Genomic DNA, 16,565 nt, shown 5'->3' with positions numbered 1-16,565 from the left:
TATTATTCCTTTTTTAACCAGTTACTGTTAAAATCACAATCTCTATAATCGCCATTAATGTTGATATAGGTATCCATGATTTTCTCATTCACCCACTTTTCAATGGCTTTAAACTGTTTATCCTGTTCTGTTAAATTTTTGATCTTAAGATAATCTTTTGCGAAATCAGCCTCATGTTCATCAATACGATCCGTAACGGTCATAATCTTAAATTTGATAGGATTAACACGGTCTTCATCTTGAAGTACTTGAGTAATTTCATTATCTTTTAGACTCTGAATTTGAGTATATAATTCCGGATCCATCTTTGTCAATTCAAAGCTATAATCTTGAGTTCTTGGATTGATCAACTGTCCGCCATCATTACGAGTTTCTTCTTCATCACTAAATTCTCTCGCTGCTTGCGCAAACGTAATTTCACCATCGGTAATACGCTTTCTAACCAAATCAATCTTTTCCTTAGCTTCTTTGATTGCTTTTTGAGTGACTTCAGGACGCAATAAAATGTGACGTACATCATATTCCTGACCTCTAATTTTTTCCAAATAAATGATATGGTATCCAAAATCGGTTTCAAAAGGCTCCGAAATCTCACCTTCCTGCATAGAGAATGCAACATCTCTAAACTCCTTAACCATTTGTGGACGCTTTCTGTTCAACGTATATAAACCTCCTGTTTTACGAGAAGCAACATCATCTGTATACAATACTACTTTAGAGGTAAAACTTGCGCCACGCTCAACAACATCGGCTTTAAATTCTTTTAATCGGTCAATAACTTTTTGTTTCTCTTCTTGGCCAATTTTAGGGATAACCACAATTTGAGCTACCTTTAACTCAGTTCCAAAGAATGGGCGTTCAGCTTTAGGAATCTCATTAAAATATTGTCTCACTTCTTCTGGAGTGACCTCAATATCATCAACAATTTTTTCTTTCATACGCGCCGCAAGCTGCTGACTTTTATTAATTTCGAACATCTCGTCGCGCAGACTCTTCTCTGTATCTTTATTATAGAACTTCAGCATCTTATCAAGATTGCCATCCATCTGCTCTAAAATATAATTGAACTGTTGATCAATTTGAGAACGAACTTCCAAATCATTAACTACAATACTATCTTGAATGGCGTGATGCGCATACAATTTATCCTCCAACAACTTTCCGAATAATTGGCAACGGGTAGGTAAATCTGATTTTGAAACACCTGAAGCTTCCAACTGTGCAAATTGCTTATCGAGATCAGAATCTAATACGATATAATCTCCAACGACAGCCACTACCCCATCAATTTTCACACGTTTTTGAGTTGATGTGTCCTTAACGACTTCCGTTTTTACAATGGCGTCTTCAATGACTTCTTGTGCAGTACTAAATGTATAAGATAATAGGACAGCGAATGTTAAGGCGAACCTCAGTTTAGTTATAAATTTCAAATTGATTGTTTTTAATGGCATCTCTTGTAATATCTTTTTCAAATTGCTTGATGAGTTCTAGTTTTCTACGGTTGATTATGATTTGATTTACTGTTGGTTTAACATATTCCAAAGGTGCATAATCATTTTGTTTTAAGACCTCATTAATTTGGATCAAATATAGTCCTATTGAGTCTTTGAGTTGTATAAAATTAGATTTTTTTAACAGTTCTTTTTTGTTTTCAGCGTTTACTACTGGGATTTTTTGAACCACCTGCGCAGCCTTAATCCACACCGAATCATTCAAGGAATACGATTTAAATTGAACGTGTAGCGAATCGAGGTAGCGCTTGTCTTTGTCATTAAATCTTTTGAATCGCTTTTCTATTTCATCCTTATTTATGGCATTCTGAAGTATATTGATATAACGCAACTTTATCAATTCTTCATTAAGTTTAAAGGATTCCTTGTTGTTTTCATAGAATCTTTGGGCTTCAGATATCGTAACCGCAGTGTCTATATTACGTTTCACCAAGGCTTCAACATAGGCTTTGGTAAAGAGATCATTTCGATACTGATTGACCAATTTATCAAAATCATCTTGTATATCTTCAGGTAAGTTTCTTTTGGCACCATCAACCAATAAGAGTTGCGTTGCCCAACGTGTTATATAACCATTGACTAAAAGCGTGCTGTCTTCAACGGATGTGCCTTCTACAACCAAATCCTTTACATCATCTTCATAAAGATAAAATTCGCCAACTCTCGCAATAGGTGTTCTGTCATCTGACTGCCTAAAAAAATCACAGGAGACAAGAAAACAACTTGCTAATACTACTAAAACAGTGTGTTTAATCAATTTGTATATTTAGTTTGACATGTTAATTTGCGATTTTACTTTTTGTAAAACTTCGGCATTCACGCTCACATTATAACGCTTGTTAAGTTCGTTCAACCAATTTTCTTCCAACACATTTTGATAATCACTGATCACCTTCCCTTTTGCCTCTTTAAAGGTTTTATTTGTTTTTGGAAGCACCGCTTTCACATCAATAATATGGTAGGCATCATTATAAAAATAAACTTTTGAAAGTCCTTTTTTCAAAACCTCATCACTTGGAAAACCTTGATAATCGATAGGTTTAATACCTTCGGTAAAGATAACTTTTTGCTCGGAATCGGTATTCAATTCCTTACTAATAACTTCAAGTGACTTTCCTTTTTGTAACAGTTTTTCAACTTTCTTGATATCCTTTTCATTCGCCGAAGTAGCAATGACCACATCTAACCGATCATCCCAAAAATAAGCATCCTTATGTGTATTATAATAGTTTTCCAGCCCCAAAGTATCTACTGCTGCAGCATTCCAAACTTCTTTTTCCATAAGGTCAAATAGCAATAAGCCGTCTCTATATTCTCTAAGTATAGATCCAAATTCCTCATTTTCAAACTCTAAATGCTCTTTATGATATTCCAAAATGGCGTCTTCTTCAAATTCGCTGTATTCCTTTTCAATCACAGATTTAAACGGCAATGTCTTGCCCACATACATTTGTTGTACACGCATTAACCGATCGCCAAAGGCCTCATATGTAAGGGTGTCTTTTTCTATGGTAAGCAAGGTCTGATCCTTTTTAAAATTCTCAGGTAATTCCCATGCTCTATTGAAAAATGTAGGATTCAGAAGAGACTCAAAATACGCTTTAGCCTTCGGATTGATGGTTATTTGATATTTTGCACGTAAATCATTAGCCAACGTCGTATTGATAAGTTTAGAACGTGAGTCGCGCTTTATTTTATTTTCAATTTCAGATTTAGCGTCCTCATAAGTCGGAATTCCTTTTTTGTCCAACAATTTTACAATGTGCCAACCGTAATTTGTTTGAAATGGTTTTGAAATCTCTCCTACCGATTTTAATCCGAAAGCTACAGATTCGAATTCCGGAGCATTCAATTGTCCACCGGTAAATGGCGCTAATTCGCCACCTCTACTTGCTGAACTTTTATCATCAGAAAACTGCTTGGCTAAAGACTCGAAGTTTTCACCTTGATTGATTTTCTTATAAATCTCATTGATTCGCGTTTTAGGATCAGCTAACGAATCATTTTCCGCGTTCATCACCATAATATGGGCTACAGTAACCTCTCCTAATGAAGGACGTTTATCCTCAACTTTTACAATATGATACCCAAACTGCGTTCTAAATGGTTTTGAAATAGCGCCCACCTTGGTATTATAGGCAGCAGATTCAAATTCATAGACCATTTTAAAGGCTGAGAAATATCCTAATTCTTCAGCAAAAATGGTTTCGCCATCGTGAACCTCAGCTTTGACCTTATCAAATCCTTCATTAATCACACGATCTCTTAATGCGTTTAAATCTTGATACACTTTTAAAGTATCAGTTTCATTTTCATCCAAACGGATCAAAATGTGAGACGCCTTAATATCGTATCCCATTCTATCGTATGCTTCTTTCACTAATGCTTCAGTGACTTTTGAATCGGATAAATAATTTTTAATTAAGGGATCCTTATAGCTAGCAAACTCCTTTAGGTAACTTGGATCTTTATCCAAACCTAAACGTTTCGCTTCTTTGATTTTTAATTGATAATTAATGAAAAGATTAAGGTAAGCATCGATATCCTTCTGGGCTTCATCCTTTACCAAGTCTAAATTCTTATTATAAACCCTGATAAATTCTTCCGCTTTAATTGGATCACCATCAACTGTGAACAAAACATCCGTTGAAGATACTTGTGCATTTACGAAGACACTAAGCCAAACCAGCGCTAAACAGACATATAATTTCATGTGCTTTTTTGATATTGTTAAATTAAGATATGGCATTCCTAATCGATTATGAATGAACAACCTCAACTTTTTAATAAATCTAGATTGGCAATGGTTGCAAAAATAATACAATTAGCCTATTAAACAAGTTGCTTTTTTCAAACGGCTTATATTTCAATTTAGTATGCAATCGCTCTCCTTGAACAACATCTGGAATAACCAAATGATGGTAATTATTGCTCCATTTCTAAACTATCTCACTCAAACAAACCACTGAGCAGCCCTTTTTAACTATTGAACTCTCATACGTGCATTCTTTGCACTATCGATTGTATATTTGCTCGAAAACTAATTTTAGTCAGTCATGAAATATACTCTTGACATCATCATTGAGCAGCCGTTAAACATTTGCATGGAGAAGTTTGTCAATTTAGAAAACTTGAAACATTGGCAACGTGGATTGATCTCAATGGAACATGTGTCAGGAACACCTGGCGAATTTGGGGCTAAAATGAAGATGCAATATAAAATAGGGAAACGCCATATGGCCCTTATTGAAACCATCACCCATAAACATTTACCACACGAATGGCATGCCATATACGCTACCGACGGCATGGATAACATTCAGGAAAACTACTTTAAGTCTACTCCTGAAAACCATACCCATTGGACGAGCATCAACGAATTTGTTCCATTAAATTTTATGATGCGCTTAATGATTTGGATCATGCCCAGAACATTCAAAAAGCAGTCTTTGCAATACATGAAAGATTTTAAGACCTTTGCGGAAAAAGGAATTTCCGTTGCTCATGCGTAAACTCAAACTAATATGGGATTTTAAAGGTCCCGAGGGAATAAAAATAGCAGAACACCACGCTATTCATTTAAAAGAATTTCTTCAAATTGAAAACTATGAGAATCTCTTGACGGGATTTGAAGCGCTAAATGAATTCCACGCCATTGCTTATTTAGTGGTGCCAGAAGATCAAATGAAACCATTACGGGATGCTTTAAAACCGCACCGGGGACAAGTGTATAGTGAGGAGTGAGGATGAAGATTGAAGATTGAAGACTGAAGATTGAAGATTGAAGACTGAAAACTGAAAACTGAAAACTGAAGACTGAAGACTGAAGACTGAAGACTGAGAAGTTCAATTTGTAGTAATTATGTAAAATGAATGTTGATACGATACTGATCTGAACTACGACTCTATTCTCTTTTCTCCGTTCTATTCTCTCTTTTCAAGAAATTAAACAAAAAAACGCAACCCTAAAAGTTGCGTTTTTCATTTTATATAATATCGATGATTATTTTACATCCATCAATTCCACATCAAATACCAAAATAGCATTTGGAGGAATAACGCCACCTGCACCTTGTGCGCCATAACCTAAATCACTAGGAATAACCAAACGTGCTTTATCACCTACATTTAATAAGCAAATACCTTCATCCCATCCAGCAATAACCTGACCAACACCTACTTGAAAGTCTAACGGTTGTTTACGCTTATAAGAAGAATCGAATACAGTACCATCAGCTAATTGGCCTTTATAATGTACAGAAACCATTTTGCCTTTTTCAGCTGCTTTACCGTTTCCTTTTTGAAGAATTTGGTAACGCAATCCGCTATTTGTTCTTTCAAAACCAGCTGCCAATTTATCTAACTCAGCTTCATTCGCTTTGCGAGCTTCAGCCAAACGTTGTTCTCTTGAGCCTTCAAAAGTTCTAAATGCCTCAACAGCATTGAAATTCTCAGCCTCTTCGCCTTGTCTTACAATTTCTATAGCTTCTATAACATCACCTTGAGCAATAGCATCAACAACATCCTGTCCTTCAACCACATTTCCAAATACAGTGTGTTTATCATCTAACCATGGAGTAGCAATATGGGTAATGAAAAATTGACTTCCATTTGACCCTGGACCTGCGTTTGCCATAGATAAAACACCTGGGCCATCATGTCTTAAATCGTGATGAAATTCATCTTCAAATTTATAACCTGGACCACCAGTTCCTGTCCCTAAAGGACATCCTCCTTGAATCATAAAATCAGGAATCACACGGTGAAACTTCAAACCATTATAATAAGGTTTCCCTTGTGGTTTTGCAGAATTTTCTAAATCTCCTTCCGCTAAAGCCACAAAATTTCCAACTGTTCCTGGGGTTCTTTTGTATTCTAAATTCACCAAAATCTCACCTTTATTGGTGATGAATTTCGCATATAAGCCGTCTTGCATTGTGTTTTGTTTTTGTTTCAAGTTGCAAAGATACAAATTGATTAGGAAAAATGATTTATCAATACTGTTTTCCCATTTAAAGTGAATACCTTCAGAATTATTTGACAATAATCATCATTTATCCGAATAATTAATGCCGCGCTGTTAAATATTAAAATTAACAAATGATGTTAATCATATTACAATACTGAAAATAGCCCTAATTTTGTAGTAACTTAGTAGTAATCTAAAATTTAAGTAAATATGAAAAAATTAATCTTAGTATGCTTAGCTGCTGTAGCGTTTAGCTGTGGCGAAAAAAAGAAGGAAACTCCAACAGAAGTCTATGGTGGTCAAGAAGTGGAACAAAAATCCACTCCTGTTGAAACTGCTGACGCTAATGTAGCGGTTGTGACCATTGAAGGTAATGACGCAATGAAATACAATAAAACTGAGATCCGTGTTAAAGCTGGACAAACCGTAAAACTGACTTTAAAACATGTTGGTAAAATGGATAAAGCGGTCATGGGTCATAACTGGGCTCTACTTACAAAAGATGCCGATGTGGCTACTGTAGGTAATGCTGCTGTTTCTGCTGCTGACAATGATTATATCCCTAAGGATATGGCAGACAAGTTTATTGTGCATACCAAAATGCTTGGTGGTGGCGAAAGTCAAACCATAGAGTTTGAAGCTCCAGAACCTGGAACTTACATTTTTATGTGTACATTCCCTGGGCATTATGCGTTGATGCAGGGTAAATTTATTGTTGAATAAACTCTGTTACACAAAAAATGGCTTTATAAAAGCCATTTATCATGTCAGTTTGATAGCAAATGAATTTCTTTAATAACACATTAAGGTTTTCGACTGCGCTCAAACTGACATTTTTGTTTTAATAGGCATTTTTTTGGTACACTAATGATTATTAGTGGATCGCGATCAAAACGGACCTTCTTTTTCATAAAAGGATTTTAGATGAACCGCTTTGTCTATTTAAGGTTTTCGACTGCGCTCAAACTGACATTTTTGTTATTTTTTTATTTGTCAATGGCGCTCAAACTGACATTCTCTCTATATGGAGATTGTAGATAGTCCTCTATAACTTATTACTTCAAATTGGCATTTAGGTACAATTCAAACGTTTATTTACGCATCTTCTCCATATATCAAATCGATGACTTCTTCTTTTTGAACGTCGCCAAAATACTCGTTTAAATCTACATCTTTCAATACTTCGGAAATTGTACTGTGATCATAGCGTATATCAGTAAGTAATTGTTCCAAATGTTCTACAGGCTCTTTTCCAAAAAAGTCACCAAAAATCTTAAACTCTTTTATATACCCTTTCTCAACAAAAATCCTGAGGTCGATTTCCCCTACTGGAAAACGTTTGGTTCGGTGGATGTTAAATTTTGGAGAACGGCCATAATTCCAATCCCAAGTATCATATTTTTCCGCTTTTAATTGATGCACCCCGCTCCATTCTTCCAAGGTTAAATGATATGTTTCAAAAGGTTCACTTTCTTCATAAAGTCCCTCCAAAACCAATTGACGGAAATCTTCAATGGCTAAGGGCTCTTTTAAGAATTCGGAAATATTAGCTACACGACTTCTAACAGATTTATGACCTTTCGATTGGATTTTACTCATTTTCACATTGAGGGCGTTTACCACTTCACCCAAATCGGTATCCAACAATAACGTCCCGTGACTCACCATACGCTTGCCCGTAGAGAATTGTGCTGTCCCCGAGATTTTCTTTTCATCTACCTGAATATCGTTTCTGCCTTTCAACTCCGCATTTAATCCTAAATTATTTAAAACCTTAATGACGGGCGCTGTAAATTTTTTGAAATTATTCAAGCTTTTTACATCGTGATTGGTGATAAAACTAAAGTTCAGATTACCGAAATCATGATACACCGCTCCACCACCAGAGATACGTCTCACAATATGAATGTTATTCTCCTCCACATAGTTGTGATTTATTTCTTCCAACGTGTTCTGATTCCGACCAATAATGATGGAAGGCTCATTTATGTAAAACAACAAATAATCATTATCTGCACTGAAATGTCGCAAAATATACTCTTCCAAAGCCAAATTTAACTTCGGATTGGTATTGCCTTCGTTCTCTATAAATATCATGGATCATTAAGTTTAACACAAAGATAATTAATTGAATAGAGGAATTGGCAGAATTGAACCAACGATTTAAACGCTTAAACTACGTTGAATTACACGTATCTAATAAAAGCATTCTGGAAAATGATGTTGTGATGGCTTAGGTTTTCAAATTAGTGCGTTTTGGATTTTCAATTATTAAAGTTAGTTTTACCAAAATTGAATCCCAACACCATGAAATTTTCCATTAAAAAGCTACGCACAGCATTTAGCAACACTAAAACTACTGAAGCATCAGAACCAGATACCTACACTCAAGATATTATCAATGATGTAGAAGGAGTAGCTTTTGCGATTTCAGAAACCAATGTTTTATATGCTGGTCTTAGCGAATTGGCAGGTTACCACTACTTCAAAACCATCACCATTGGCACACTACAGCTTAAAACCTTTAAAGGTGCTACCTTAATTGTGAACGGGACCGATTTTAAACTAGAGCTAAAATCAGATATGGAAGAGTTGGAATCTGAAACTACGATAGGGTCTAACCGCCGCATCACACGCATCGATTTTGAAATAGACAAAGACGACATTTCCAAAATCTCAAAAACGACCATCGAAAGCATAGAACTCATTGCAAAAAAGAATCACATTACATTTTCTATTATTGAAGGTGGTTATGATGAAGGTTTGTCAACCCAGGGTGTTCGTGCTGAAAATGAATCCGAAGAAAAACCTGCGGAAGAAGTTTAAAAAAATTCCTCAAATAAAAAAATTCCGCCTACAGCAACTGCTACAGGCGGAATCTTTCAATATATTCAACAACATTAATTTGCTACTTCACTAATAAATTTAATGCGATATAAACGTAATTCTTCATCATCATAATCACCATCAAACTCATTTATGGCAACGTCAATTTTATCGGTATCAGACTCCATAAAATAATCATGGATTTCCTCCTGCTGATCGTCATCAAGAATATCATCAATCCAATAATTGATATTTAATTTAGTTCCAGAATAGACAATCGCCTCCAACTCCTTAATAAAATCTTTCATGCTCATACCCTTAGCAGATGCGATATCATCCAAAGGTAATTTACGATCTATATTCTGAATGATATAGAGCTTTAAAGCCGAATTCATCCCGGTACTTTTCACCACCAAGTCGTCAGGCCTTATAATATCATTGTCCTCAACATACTGAGCAATTAAATTAACAAAATCCTGACCGTATTTTTTAGCTTTACCGTCACCTACACCATGAACATTACTCAGCTCTTCTAAGGTTATTGGATATTTAAGCGCCATATCTTCCAAAGAAGGATCCTGGAATATAACAAACGGAGGTACACCCAGTTTTTTAGCATTGCGCTTTCTGAGGTCCTTTAACATGGTCATCAAACGCTCATCAGCTACGCCGCCTTCACCTTTGGCTGCAGTAATAATACTTTCGTCAGTAGTTTCATCAAACACATGGTCTTCAGACATCATAAAAGATTCCGGCGATTTCAAGAAGTTCTTGCCGGCTTCAGTCAATCGTAGTACACCATAGGTTTCAATGTCCTTTTTCAATAATCCAGCCACCAATACTTGACGAATCAACGCCATCCAATAACGTTTATCTTTATCCTGACCAATCCCGAAAAAGGGCATTGTATCTGTTTTGTGCGAAGAAATCAAGGCATTCGATTTGCCCGTAATCACATGCACCAGATCTTTCGATTTATATTTATCGTTGGTGTGCGCCACTGTTTCTAATAGCACTACAACATCGTCCTGCGCTTCGTGTTGTTTCTTTGGATAACGTACATTGTCATCCATATCGCCGCCTTCACCAGTTTCGTTGTCGAATTCTTCACCGAAATAATGGAGAATAAATTTACGTCTGGACAAGGAGCTTTCAGCAAAAGCAACCACTTCCTGTAAAAGAGCATGTCCGATTTCCTGTTCTGCAACAGGTTTTCCTGACATGAATTTTTCTAATTTTTCTATATCCTTATAGGCGTAAAACGCTAAACAGTGGCCTTCGCCACCATCACGTCCTGCACGTCCTGTTTCTTGGTAGTAACTTTCGATACTTTTTGGAATATCATGGTGAATTACAAATCGGACATCCGGTTTATCAATCCCCATCCCGAAAGCAATGGTTGCTACAACCACATCCACATCTTCCATCAAAAACATATCCTGATGTTTCACTCGGGTTTTAGCATCCAATCCTGCGTGATAAGGCACGGCTTTTATACCATTCACTTGAAGTACCTGCGCCAATTCTTCAACACGCTTGCGACTCAAACAATAGATAATGCCCGACTTGCCTTCATTTTGTTTCACAAAACGGATAATATCAGAATCTACATTTTTTGTTTTTGGTCGCACCTCATAATAGAGGTTTGGCCTATTAAAAGAAGCTTTAAAAGTATTGGCATCTGTAATGTCCAAACTTTTAAGAATATCCTCCTGCACTTTAGGCGTCGCCGTAGCGGTTAAGCCAATAATCGGGATATTATCTCCAATACGTTTTATAATATGTCTGAGGTTTCGGTATTCCGGTCTAAAATCATGGCCCCATTCACTAATACAATGGGCCTCATCTACCGCCATAAATGATACGGTTACCGATCTTAAAAACTGTACATTTTCTTCCTTTGTCAAGGACTCAGGTGCCACATAAAGCAGCTTGGTAATACCGTTTGTAATATCTTCTTTAACCTGTTTTATTTCGGTTTTATTTAACGAGGAGTTTAAAACATGGGCTATGCCATCATTTTGGGAGACCGCTCTTATAGCATCCACCTGGTTCTTCATCAGTGCAATTAGTGGCGAAACAATAATTGCAGTTCCATCTTTAATAAGCGCTGGCAGCTGATAACATAAAGATTTACCACCACCGGTTGGCATGATCACGAAAGTATTATCTCCTGAGACTAAGCTTTTTATAACGCTTTCCTGGAGCCCTTTAAATTTAGAAAATCCAAAGTATTTTTTTAGTGATGCATGTAAGTCAATTTCTTCTTTGTTCATTAATCCCTATTAGTATTTTATATACATTTGCATAGGATTAAAGATACAATATTCTTTATATGCATCAAACCGAAAAATAATAAATTTTGAATATTAAAAATTCTATTCTAAGTACTGCTAAAAAAACCATTGACTTAGAGAGTTCAGCAATTTCGAATCTTGCCAATCTATTAACTGATGATTTTGCCGACGCTGTAGAACTCATTTACAAATCTAAGGGAAGGGTCATCATTACAGGCATCGGAAAAAGTGCCATTATCGCCAATAAAATTGTCGCCACACTAAATTCTACCGGTACGCCTGCTGTTTTTATGCACGCTGCTGATGCCATTCACGGCGATTTAGGGCTTATTTTACAGGATGATGTGGTTATTTGCATCTCTAAAAGCGGGAACACGCCAGAAATCAAAGTATTGGTGCCTTTAATAAAGAATGCCAAAAATAAAATGATTGCTATTACTGGGAATACCACTTCCTTTTTAGGCCAGCAAGCGGATTATGTTTTAAACGCTTTTGTTGCTCAGGAAGCCTGCCCTAATAATCTCGCGCCTACCACGAGTACTACTGCACAATTGGTTATTGGTGATGCGTTAGCGATCTGTCTTTTGGAATTGAGAGGTTTCTCAAGTACTGATTTTGCAAAATACCACCCAGGTGGTGCCCTCGGCAAGCGCTTGTATATGCGCGTCAACGATTTGTCTTCTATGAATCAGAAGCCTCAAGTTGGTTTGGATACCAATGTGAAACAAGTGATAGTTGAAATTTCTGAAAAAATGTTAGGCGTCACTGCCGTTGTTGAAGACGATAAAATTGTGGGTATTATTACAGATGGCGATTTGCGACGCATGTTGACCAAAAGCGATGAATTTATTCATTTGACTGCCAAAGACATTATGAGTTCAAATCCTAAGCGCATTGACGACGAAGCTATGGCTGTAGACGCCAAGGAACTTATGGAAAGTAATGGAATTTCTCAACTATTAGTAGAACACGAAGGTAAGTATGCTGGTGTAGTGCATATTCATGACCTCATCAAAGAAGGCATCATATAATGGCGAAAAAGAACATTAATGAGATGTCATTCTTAGATCATCTCGAAGATTTACGTTGGCACTTAATCCGCATTACCTTAAGCATATTTATTGCTGGTGGTGTTGCATTCATTTTTTCACGATGGATTTTTGATGTGATTATTTTCGGTCCGAAACGAATGGATTTCCCGACCTATAAGTACCTCTGTCAATTGTCAACATTTTTCAACTTCGATTCTACATTTTGCGCAGAAACATTTCCGTTTACCATTCAAAGTAGAACCATGAGTGGTCAGTTTTCTGCCGATATTTGGACGTCTATTTATGCAGGATTTATTATAGCCTTTCCCTATATCATCTATCAATTATGGAAATTTATAAGTCCAGGACTACTCGATAAGGAACGCAAAAGTTCACGCGGATTCATTATCATCTCCTCCCTATTATTCTTTATCGGCGTGCTATTTGGCTATTATGTCATCACACCATTATCGATTAACTTTTTAGGAACCTATTCGGTCAGTAGTGAAATTAGCAACCAATTTGATATCAGTTCGTATATCAGTTTGGTACGCTCCTCATCCATTGCTGCCGGTTTTGTATTTGAATTGCCAATCATCATTTATTTCTTAACGAAAGTTGGATTGGTGACCCCTGAAATCCTTAAAAAATATAGAAAATTCGCCTTAGTGGGCGTGCTAATTATTTCGGCTATTATCACTCCTCCAGATGTTGCGAGTCAGGTGATTGTTGCCATTCCAATCCTGATTTTATATCAAGTAAGTATTTATATTTCGGCTATAGTAGTTAGAAATCAAAAACGTAAAGCCAAGAAACATGTCTGATATCGTCAAAGAATTTAATGATTATCGCTCCAAAATGAATGATAAAATTTTGGCCGATGACAACAATAAAATCATCAAGCGTATTTTCAATTTAGACACTAATGCTTACGCAGAAGGTGCTCTAGATGTTAAAACAAAAGAGCTTTTAGGCTTGGTAGCTTCCGCTGTATTACGCTGTGATGACTGCATTAAATACCATTTAGAAACCAGCTACAAACACGGACTTACCAAAGCGGAAATCAATGAAGCTTTAGGAATTGCCACTTTAGTTGGTGGTACGATAGTTGTACCGCATTTACGCAGGGCTTACGAGTTTTGGGAAGCATTGGAACAACAATCTTAAGCTGTTTCAATAAAATTAAAAATTGTAAGTTTGTTCTATTAAACAAAGTCAATGAAGCTAAGTGCAACAAATTTAATGAAGTCCTATGGTGGGCGCCAAGTGGTTAAGAATGTCTCTTTAGAAGTCAATCAAGGAGAAATTGTAGGTTTACTAGGCCCAAATGGAGCGGGTAAAACCACCTCTTTCTACATGATTGTAGGCTTGATTAAACCTAATGGCGGAAAGATCCATTTAGACAATCAGGAAATTACTAAATTCCCGATGTACAAACGTGCACAACACGGTATTGGCTATTTGGCACAAGAAGCATCAGTGTTTAGAAAACTGAGCATTGAAGACAACATTCTGAGCGTACTTCAGATGACGAAATTGTCAAAAAAAGAACAGTTTGATAAGATGGAATCTCTGATTGATGAGTTCGGATTGGGACACATCAGAAAAAGTAGAGGCGATTTATTATCGGGTGGTGAGCGTCGTCGTACTGAAATTGCACGCGCACTAGCCACGAACCCTAACTTTATTCTATTGGACGAACCTTTCGCGGGAGTTGACCCTGTGGCGGTTGAGGATATTCAGCGTATTGTAGCGCAATTGACTAAAAAGAACATCGGTATTTTAATTACCGACCATAATGTTCAGGAAACCTTGGCGATTACAGACAGAACCTATTTGATGTTTGAAGGTAACATTCTAAAAGCAGGAAAGCCAGAAGAATTGGCTGAAGATGAAATGGTCCGTAAAGTCTATTTAGGTCAGAATTTCGAGCTACGTAAGAAGAAAATTCTTTTTTAGAGTGGCAGTTTACATTGCTATAGGAATCTTTCGGCAGATTAAATTTTCAACTCACGTACGCCTAAACCTCCTAAACTTTTAAACTCCCTAAACTTTCATCTAAACCTCCTCAACTTTTAAACTTACTAAACTATTTTAGACTGAAGATATTAGTTCCTAACAGGCTGTTATTCCGGGTAAATCAGCAAACTTTAGCCCCACTAAACCTCCTCAACTTTTAAACTTCCTACTTCCTAAAACCCCCAATCACCTTCTTTACCCCCGTAAAAACCAACAAAGCCACTGCCCCAAAGGCAAGCCCAATCACAAACTCTTTAATGATGGATGGCCAAGACTCTAAGAAATGGTGTAAAAACTCTAAATTATGAGCAAAAATACCACCAGCCACTAAGATTAAGGCTATTGTTCCAATCACACCTAAGCTTTTAATCACCCAAGGCAAGGCATTTACCAATAAGTGACCGAAGAAATCAGAAGTACTCTTATCCTTATCATTTAAGCGGATCAACCGGTATCCAAAATCGTCCATTCTGACAATTAAAGCCACAATTCCATAAACACCTACAGTGGCAATCAGCGCCACAATACTCACCACTAAAATTTGAATGAGCAGCGATTGACCAACAACACTCCCCAAAGCGATAATTACAATTTCTACAGATAAAATAAAATCAGTGACAATAGCGGACTTGATTTTGGTTTTTTCTATTTCAAGGATATCAGCCTCTGACAAGCCTTCAGTCTGCACCGCTTCAACACCATCGTGATGTGGAACCAAATATTCATAAATTTTTTCTGCACCCTCGTAAGCCAAGTAAATACCTCCTAATATCAAGATGACCGTTACTGCTACAGGCAAAAAGGCACTGAGCAAGAAAGCAACAGGCAAAATAATGAGTTTATTTACAAAGGAGCCTTTTGTTATGGCCCAAAGCACAGGAATTTCTCGTGAGGCTACAAATCCAGAAGCTTTTTCCGCATTTACAGCCAAATCATCACCTAAAATTCCGGCAGTTTTTTTAGTAGAAATTTTAGCCATAGCGGCTACATCGTCCATAAGGGCACCAATATCATCTAGTAATGCAAAAAATCCTGAAGCCATAGCGTCTTGTTATAGTGTAAGTACGAGTTTGTTTAAACTTACCTTGTTAAAGTTTTAGAAAACAAAGATAATAAGACGTAAAAAACGATGATGATCGGTATGGCAACAAATTTGAACAATATGATAAAAATCGCACATAAAATAATGAAGATATAACGGACGGCATTGTTTTTAAAACTCCAATCCTTAAACTTCAAGGCAAACAATTTGATGTTCGCATTGAGCAAGTAACAGCTTAAAAATGTCATGGCCACCAGAAACCATGGATTTAAGATAACAGCATTTATGGCATTGCTGTTCTGGAATTCCATAATCAATGGCAGGGAAATAATCAACAAGGCATTGGCAGGTGTTGGCAATCCGGTAAATGTCGTCTGCTGATCTTCATCCAAATTGAATTTTGCCAATCGGTATGCGGACGCCAAGGTTATAAACAATCCTATTAATGCTAATGGCGAAAAACTAATAGAAACCCAGTGCAATGCACTTCCCCACTCGTCACCAATCATAAAAGTGCTGCTATTGGTTGCTAAAGTCAGTAACTTGAACATGACAATCCCCGGCACCAATCCGCTGGTCACCATGTCCGCTAAGGAATCCAATTGGAGACCTAAGGGACTTTGGACATTCAGTTTTCTGGCAACAAGTCCATCAAAAAAGTCGAAGAAGATGCCTAAAAACACAAAAAGTGCTGCGGCAACAAAATTATTCTGAACGGCAAATAATACCGCGATACTACCGCAAAACAGATTGAGTAGCGTGATGATATTCGGAAGATGTCTTTTTATAGCCATGGTGTAAGTTTGTGTAAAAATAACAAACTATTTTTATAAGAAAATGCTTATGAGGCATAATTGAATGCTTATT

Annotated in this window: 16 protein-coding genes; 8 read left to right on the top strand and 8 right to left on the bottom strand. The window is 36.7% G+C overall.

Translation table 11 applies throughout. From position 1 onward, the window contains the following. Positions 1–2: 2 nt before the first annotated feature. Genes Q0947_RS14875 through Q0947_RS14865 form a run of 3 tightly spaced genes read right to left on the bottom strand, consistent with a single transcriptional unit; the run spans position 3 to position 4,227 of the window. Positions 3–1,433, bottom strand: a complete 1,431-nt coding sequence (locus tag Q0947_RS14875; protein ID WP_366915511.1) for a peptidylprolyl isomerase — start codon at positions 1,431–1,433, stop codon at positions 3–5. Further along, a complete protein-coding gene (locus Q0947_RS14870; RefSeq protein WP_366915510.1) occupies positions 1,417–2,271 on the bottom strand; it encodes a peptidyl-prolyl cis-trans isomerase in 855 nt (284 codons plus the stop codon). The genes Q0947_RS14875 and Q0947_RS14870 overlap by 17 nt, the downstream gene beginning before the upstream one ends. 9 nt (positions 2,272–2,280) lie before the next feature. Continuing rightward, positions 2,281–4,227, bottom strand: a complete 1,947-nt coding sequence (locus Q0947_RS14865; RefSeq protein ID WP_299399586.1) for a peptidylprolyl isomerase — start codon at positions 4,225–4,227, stop codon at positions 2,281–2,283. A gap of 343 nt (positions 4,228–4,570) precedes the next feature. On the opposite strand from Q0947_RS14865, the gene Q0947_RS14860 reads away from it, so the two are divergent. Then, complete coding sequence (locus Q0947_RS14860) at positions 4,571–5,026, top strand: SRPBCC family protein (protein ID WP_299399583.1); 456 nt, start codon at positions 4,571–4,573, stop codon at positions 5,024–5,026. Beyond that, a complete protein-coding gene (locus tag Q0947_RS14855; RefSeq protein WP_299399580.1) occupies positions 5,019–5,258 on the top strand; it encodes a hypothetical protein in 240 nt (79 codons plus the stop codon). The genes Q0947_RS14860 and Q0947_RS14855 overlap by 8 nt, the downstream gene beginning before the upstream one ends. A gap of 259 nt (positions 5,259–5,517) precedes the next feature. Here the strand turns inward: Q0947_RS14855 and Q0947_RS14850 are convergent, their stop codons facing one another. Next, a complete protein-coding gene (locus Q0947_RS14850) occupies positions 5,518–6,450 on the bottom strand; it encodes a peptidylprolyl isomerase (protein ID WP_299399577.1) in 933 nt (310 codons plus the stop codon). Between the two features lie 243 nt (positions 6,451–6,693). Between Q0947_RS14850 and azu the strand changes: the two genes are divergently transcribed. Next, positions 6,694–7,206 carry an azurin gene (gene azu, locus Q0947_RS14845; protein ID WP_299399574.1) on the top strand — a complete coding sequence of 171 codons (513 nt, stop codon included), beginning with the start codon at positions 6,694–6,696 and terminating at the stop codon, positions 7,204–7,206. A 372-nt stretch (positions 7,207–7,578) separates the two neighbouring features. On the opposite strand, the gene Q0947_RS14840 is transcribed toward azu, so the two are convergent. Beyond that, positions 7,579–8,580, bottom strand: a complete 1,002-nt coding sequence (locus tag Q0947_RS14840; RefSeq protein ID WP_299399570.1) for a lipoate--protein ligase — start codon at positions 8,578–8,580, stop codon at positions 7,579–7,581. A gap of 210 nt (positions 8,581–8,790) precedes the next feature. On the opposite strand from Q0947_RS14840, the gene Q0947_RS14835 reads away from it, so the two are divergent. Beyond that, positions 8,791–9,309, top strand: a complete 519-nt coding sequence (locus Q0947_RS14835) for a hypothetical protein (protein ID WP_299399568.1) — start codon at positions 8,791–8,793, stop codon at positions 9,307–9,309. Between the two features lie 74 nt (positions 9,310–9,383). On the opposite strand, the gene recQ is transcribed toward Q0947_RS14835, so the two are convergent. Then, positions 9,384–11,585, bottom strand: coding sequence for a DNA helicase RecQ (recQ, locus tag Q0947_RS14830; RefSeq protein WP_299399565.1), 2,202 nt, complete (start codon positions 11,583–11,585; stop codon positions 9,384–9,386). An 86-nt stretch (positions 11,586–11,671) separates the two neighbouring features. On the opposite strand from recQ, the gene Q0947_RS14825 reads away from it, so the two are divergent. From Q0947_RS14825 to lptB, 4 genes are read left to right on the top strand one after another with little or no spacing between them, the layout of a single operon-like run. Beyond that, positions 11,672–12,637 (top strand): KpsF/GutQ family sugar-phosphate isomerase, encoded by a 966-nt coding sequence (locus Q0947_RS14825; protein ID WP_299399563.1) that lies wholly within the window; start codon positions 11,672–11,674, stop codon positions 12,635–12,637. After that, the gene (tatC, locus tag Q0947_RS14820) at positions 12,637–13,461 is read left to right on the top strand and encodes a twin-arginine translocase subunit TatC (protein ID WP_299399560.1); all 825 of its coding nucleotides are present in this window, start codon (positions 12,637–12,639) and stop codon (positions 13,459–13,461) included. Before Q0947_RS14825 ends, tatC begins: the two co-directional genes overlap by 1 nt. After that, positions 13,454–13,804, top strand: coding sequence for a carboxymuconolactone decarboxylase family protein (locus tag Q0947_RS14815; RefSeq protein ID WP_299399556.1), 351 nt, complete (start codon positions 13,454–13,456; stop codon positions 13,802–13,804). Before tatC ends, Q0947_RS14815 begins: the two co-directional genes overlap by 8 nt. A 51-nt stretch (positions 13,805–13,855) precedes the next feature. Further along, a complete protein-coding gene (gene lptB / locus Q0947_RS14810) occupies positions 13,856–14,596 on the top strand; it encodes an LPS export ABC transporter ATP-binding protein (protein ID WP_299399552.1) in 741 nt (246 codons plus the stop codon). Between the two features lie 226 nt (positions 14,597–14,822). On the opposite strand, the gene Q0947_RS14805 is transcribed toward lptB, so the two are convergent. Together Q0947_RS14805 and Q0947_RS14800 are read right to left on the bottom strand one after the other, a co-directional pair. After that, the gene (locus tag Q0947_RS14805; RefSeq protein ID WP_299399549.1) at positions 14,823–15,698 is read right to left on the bottom strand and encodes a DUF808 domain-containing protein; all 876 of its coding nucleotides are present in this window, start codon (positions 15,696–15,698) and stop codon (positions 14,823–14,825) included. A 38-nt stretch (positions 15,699–15,736) separates the two neighbouring features. After that, positions 15,737–16,492: a CDP-alcohol phosphatidyltransferase family protein gene (locus tag Q0947_RS14800; protein ID WP_299399546.1), complete on the bottom strand. Its 756-nt coding sequence runs from the start codon at positions 16,490–16,492 to the stop codon at positions 15,737–15,739. Positions 16,493–16,565: the final 73 nt, after the last annotated feature.

The organism is uncultured Gelidibacter sp., from assembly GCF_947500795.1.
In the GTDB taxonomy this organism is placed as follows: domain Bacteria; phylum Bacteroidota; class Bacteroidia; order Flavobacteriales; family Flavobacteriaceae; genus Gelidibacter.
The sequence above is the reverse complement of the archived record's forward strand: the minus strand, read 5'-3'. Positions and strand labels throughout refer to the sequence as shown.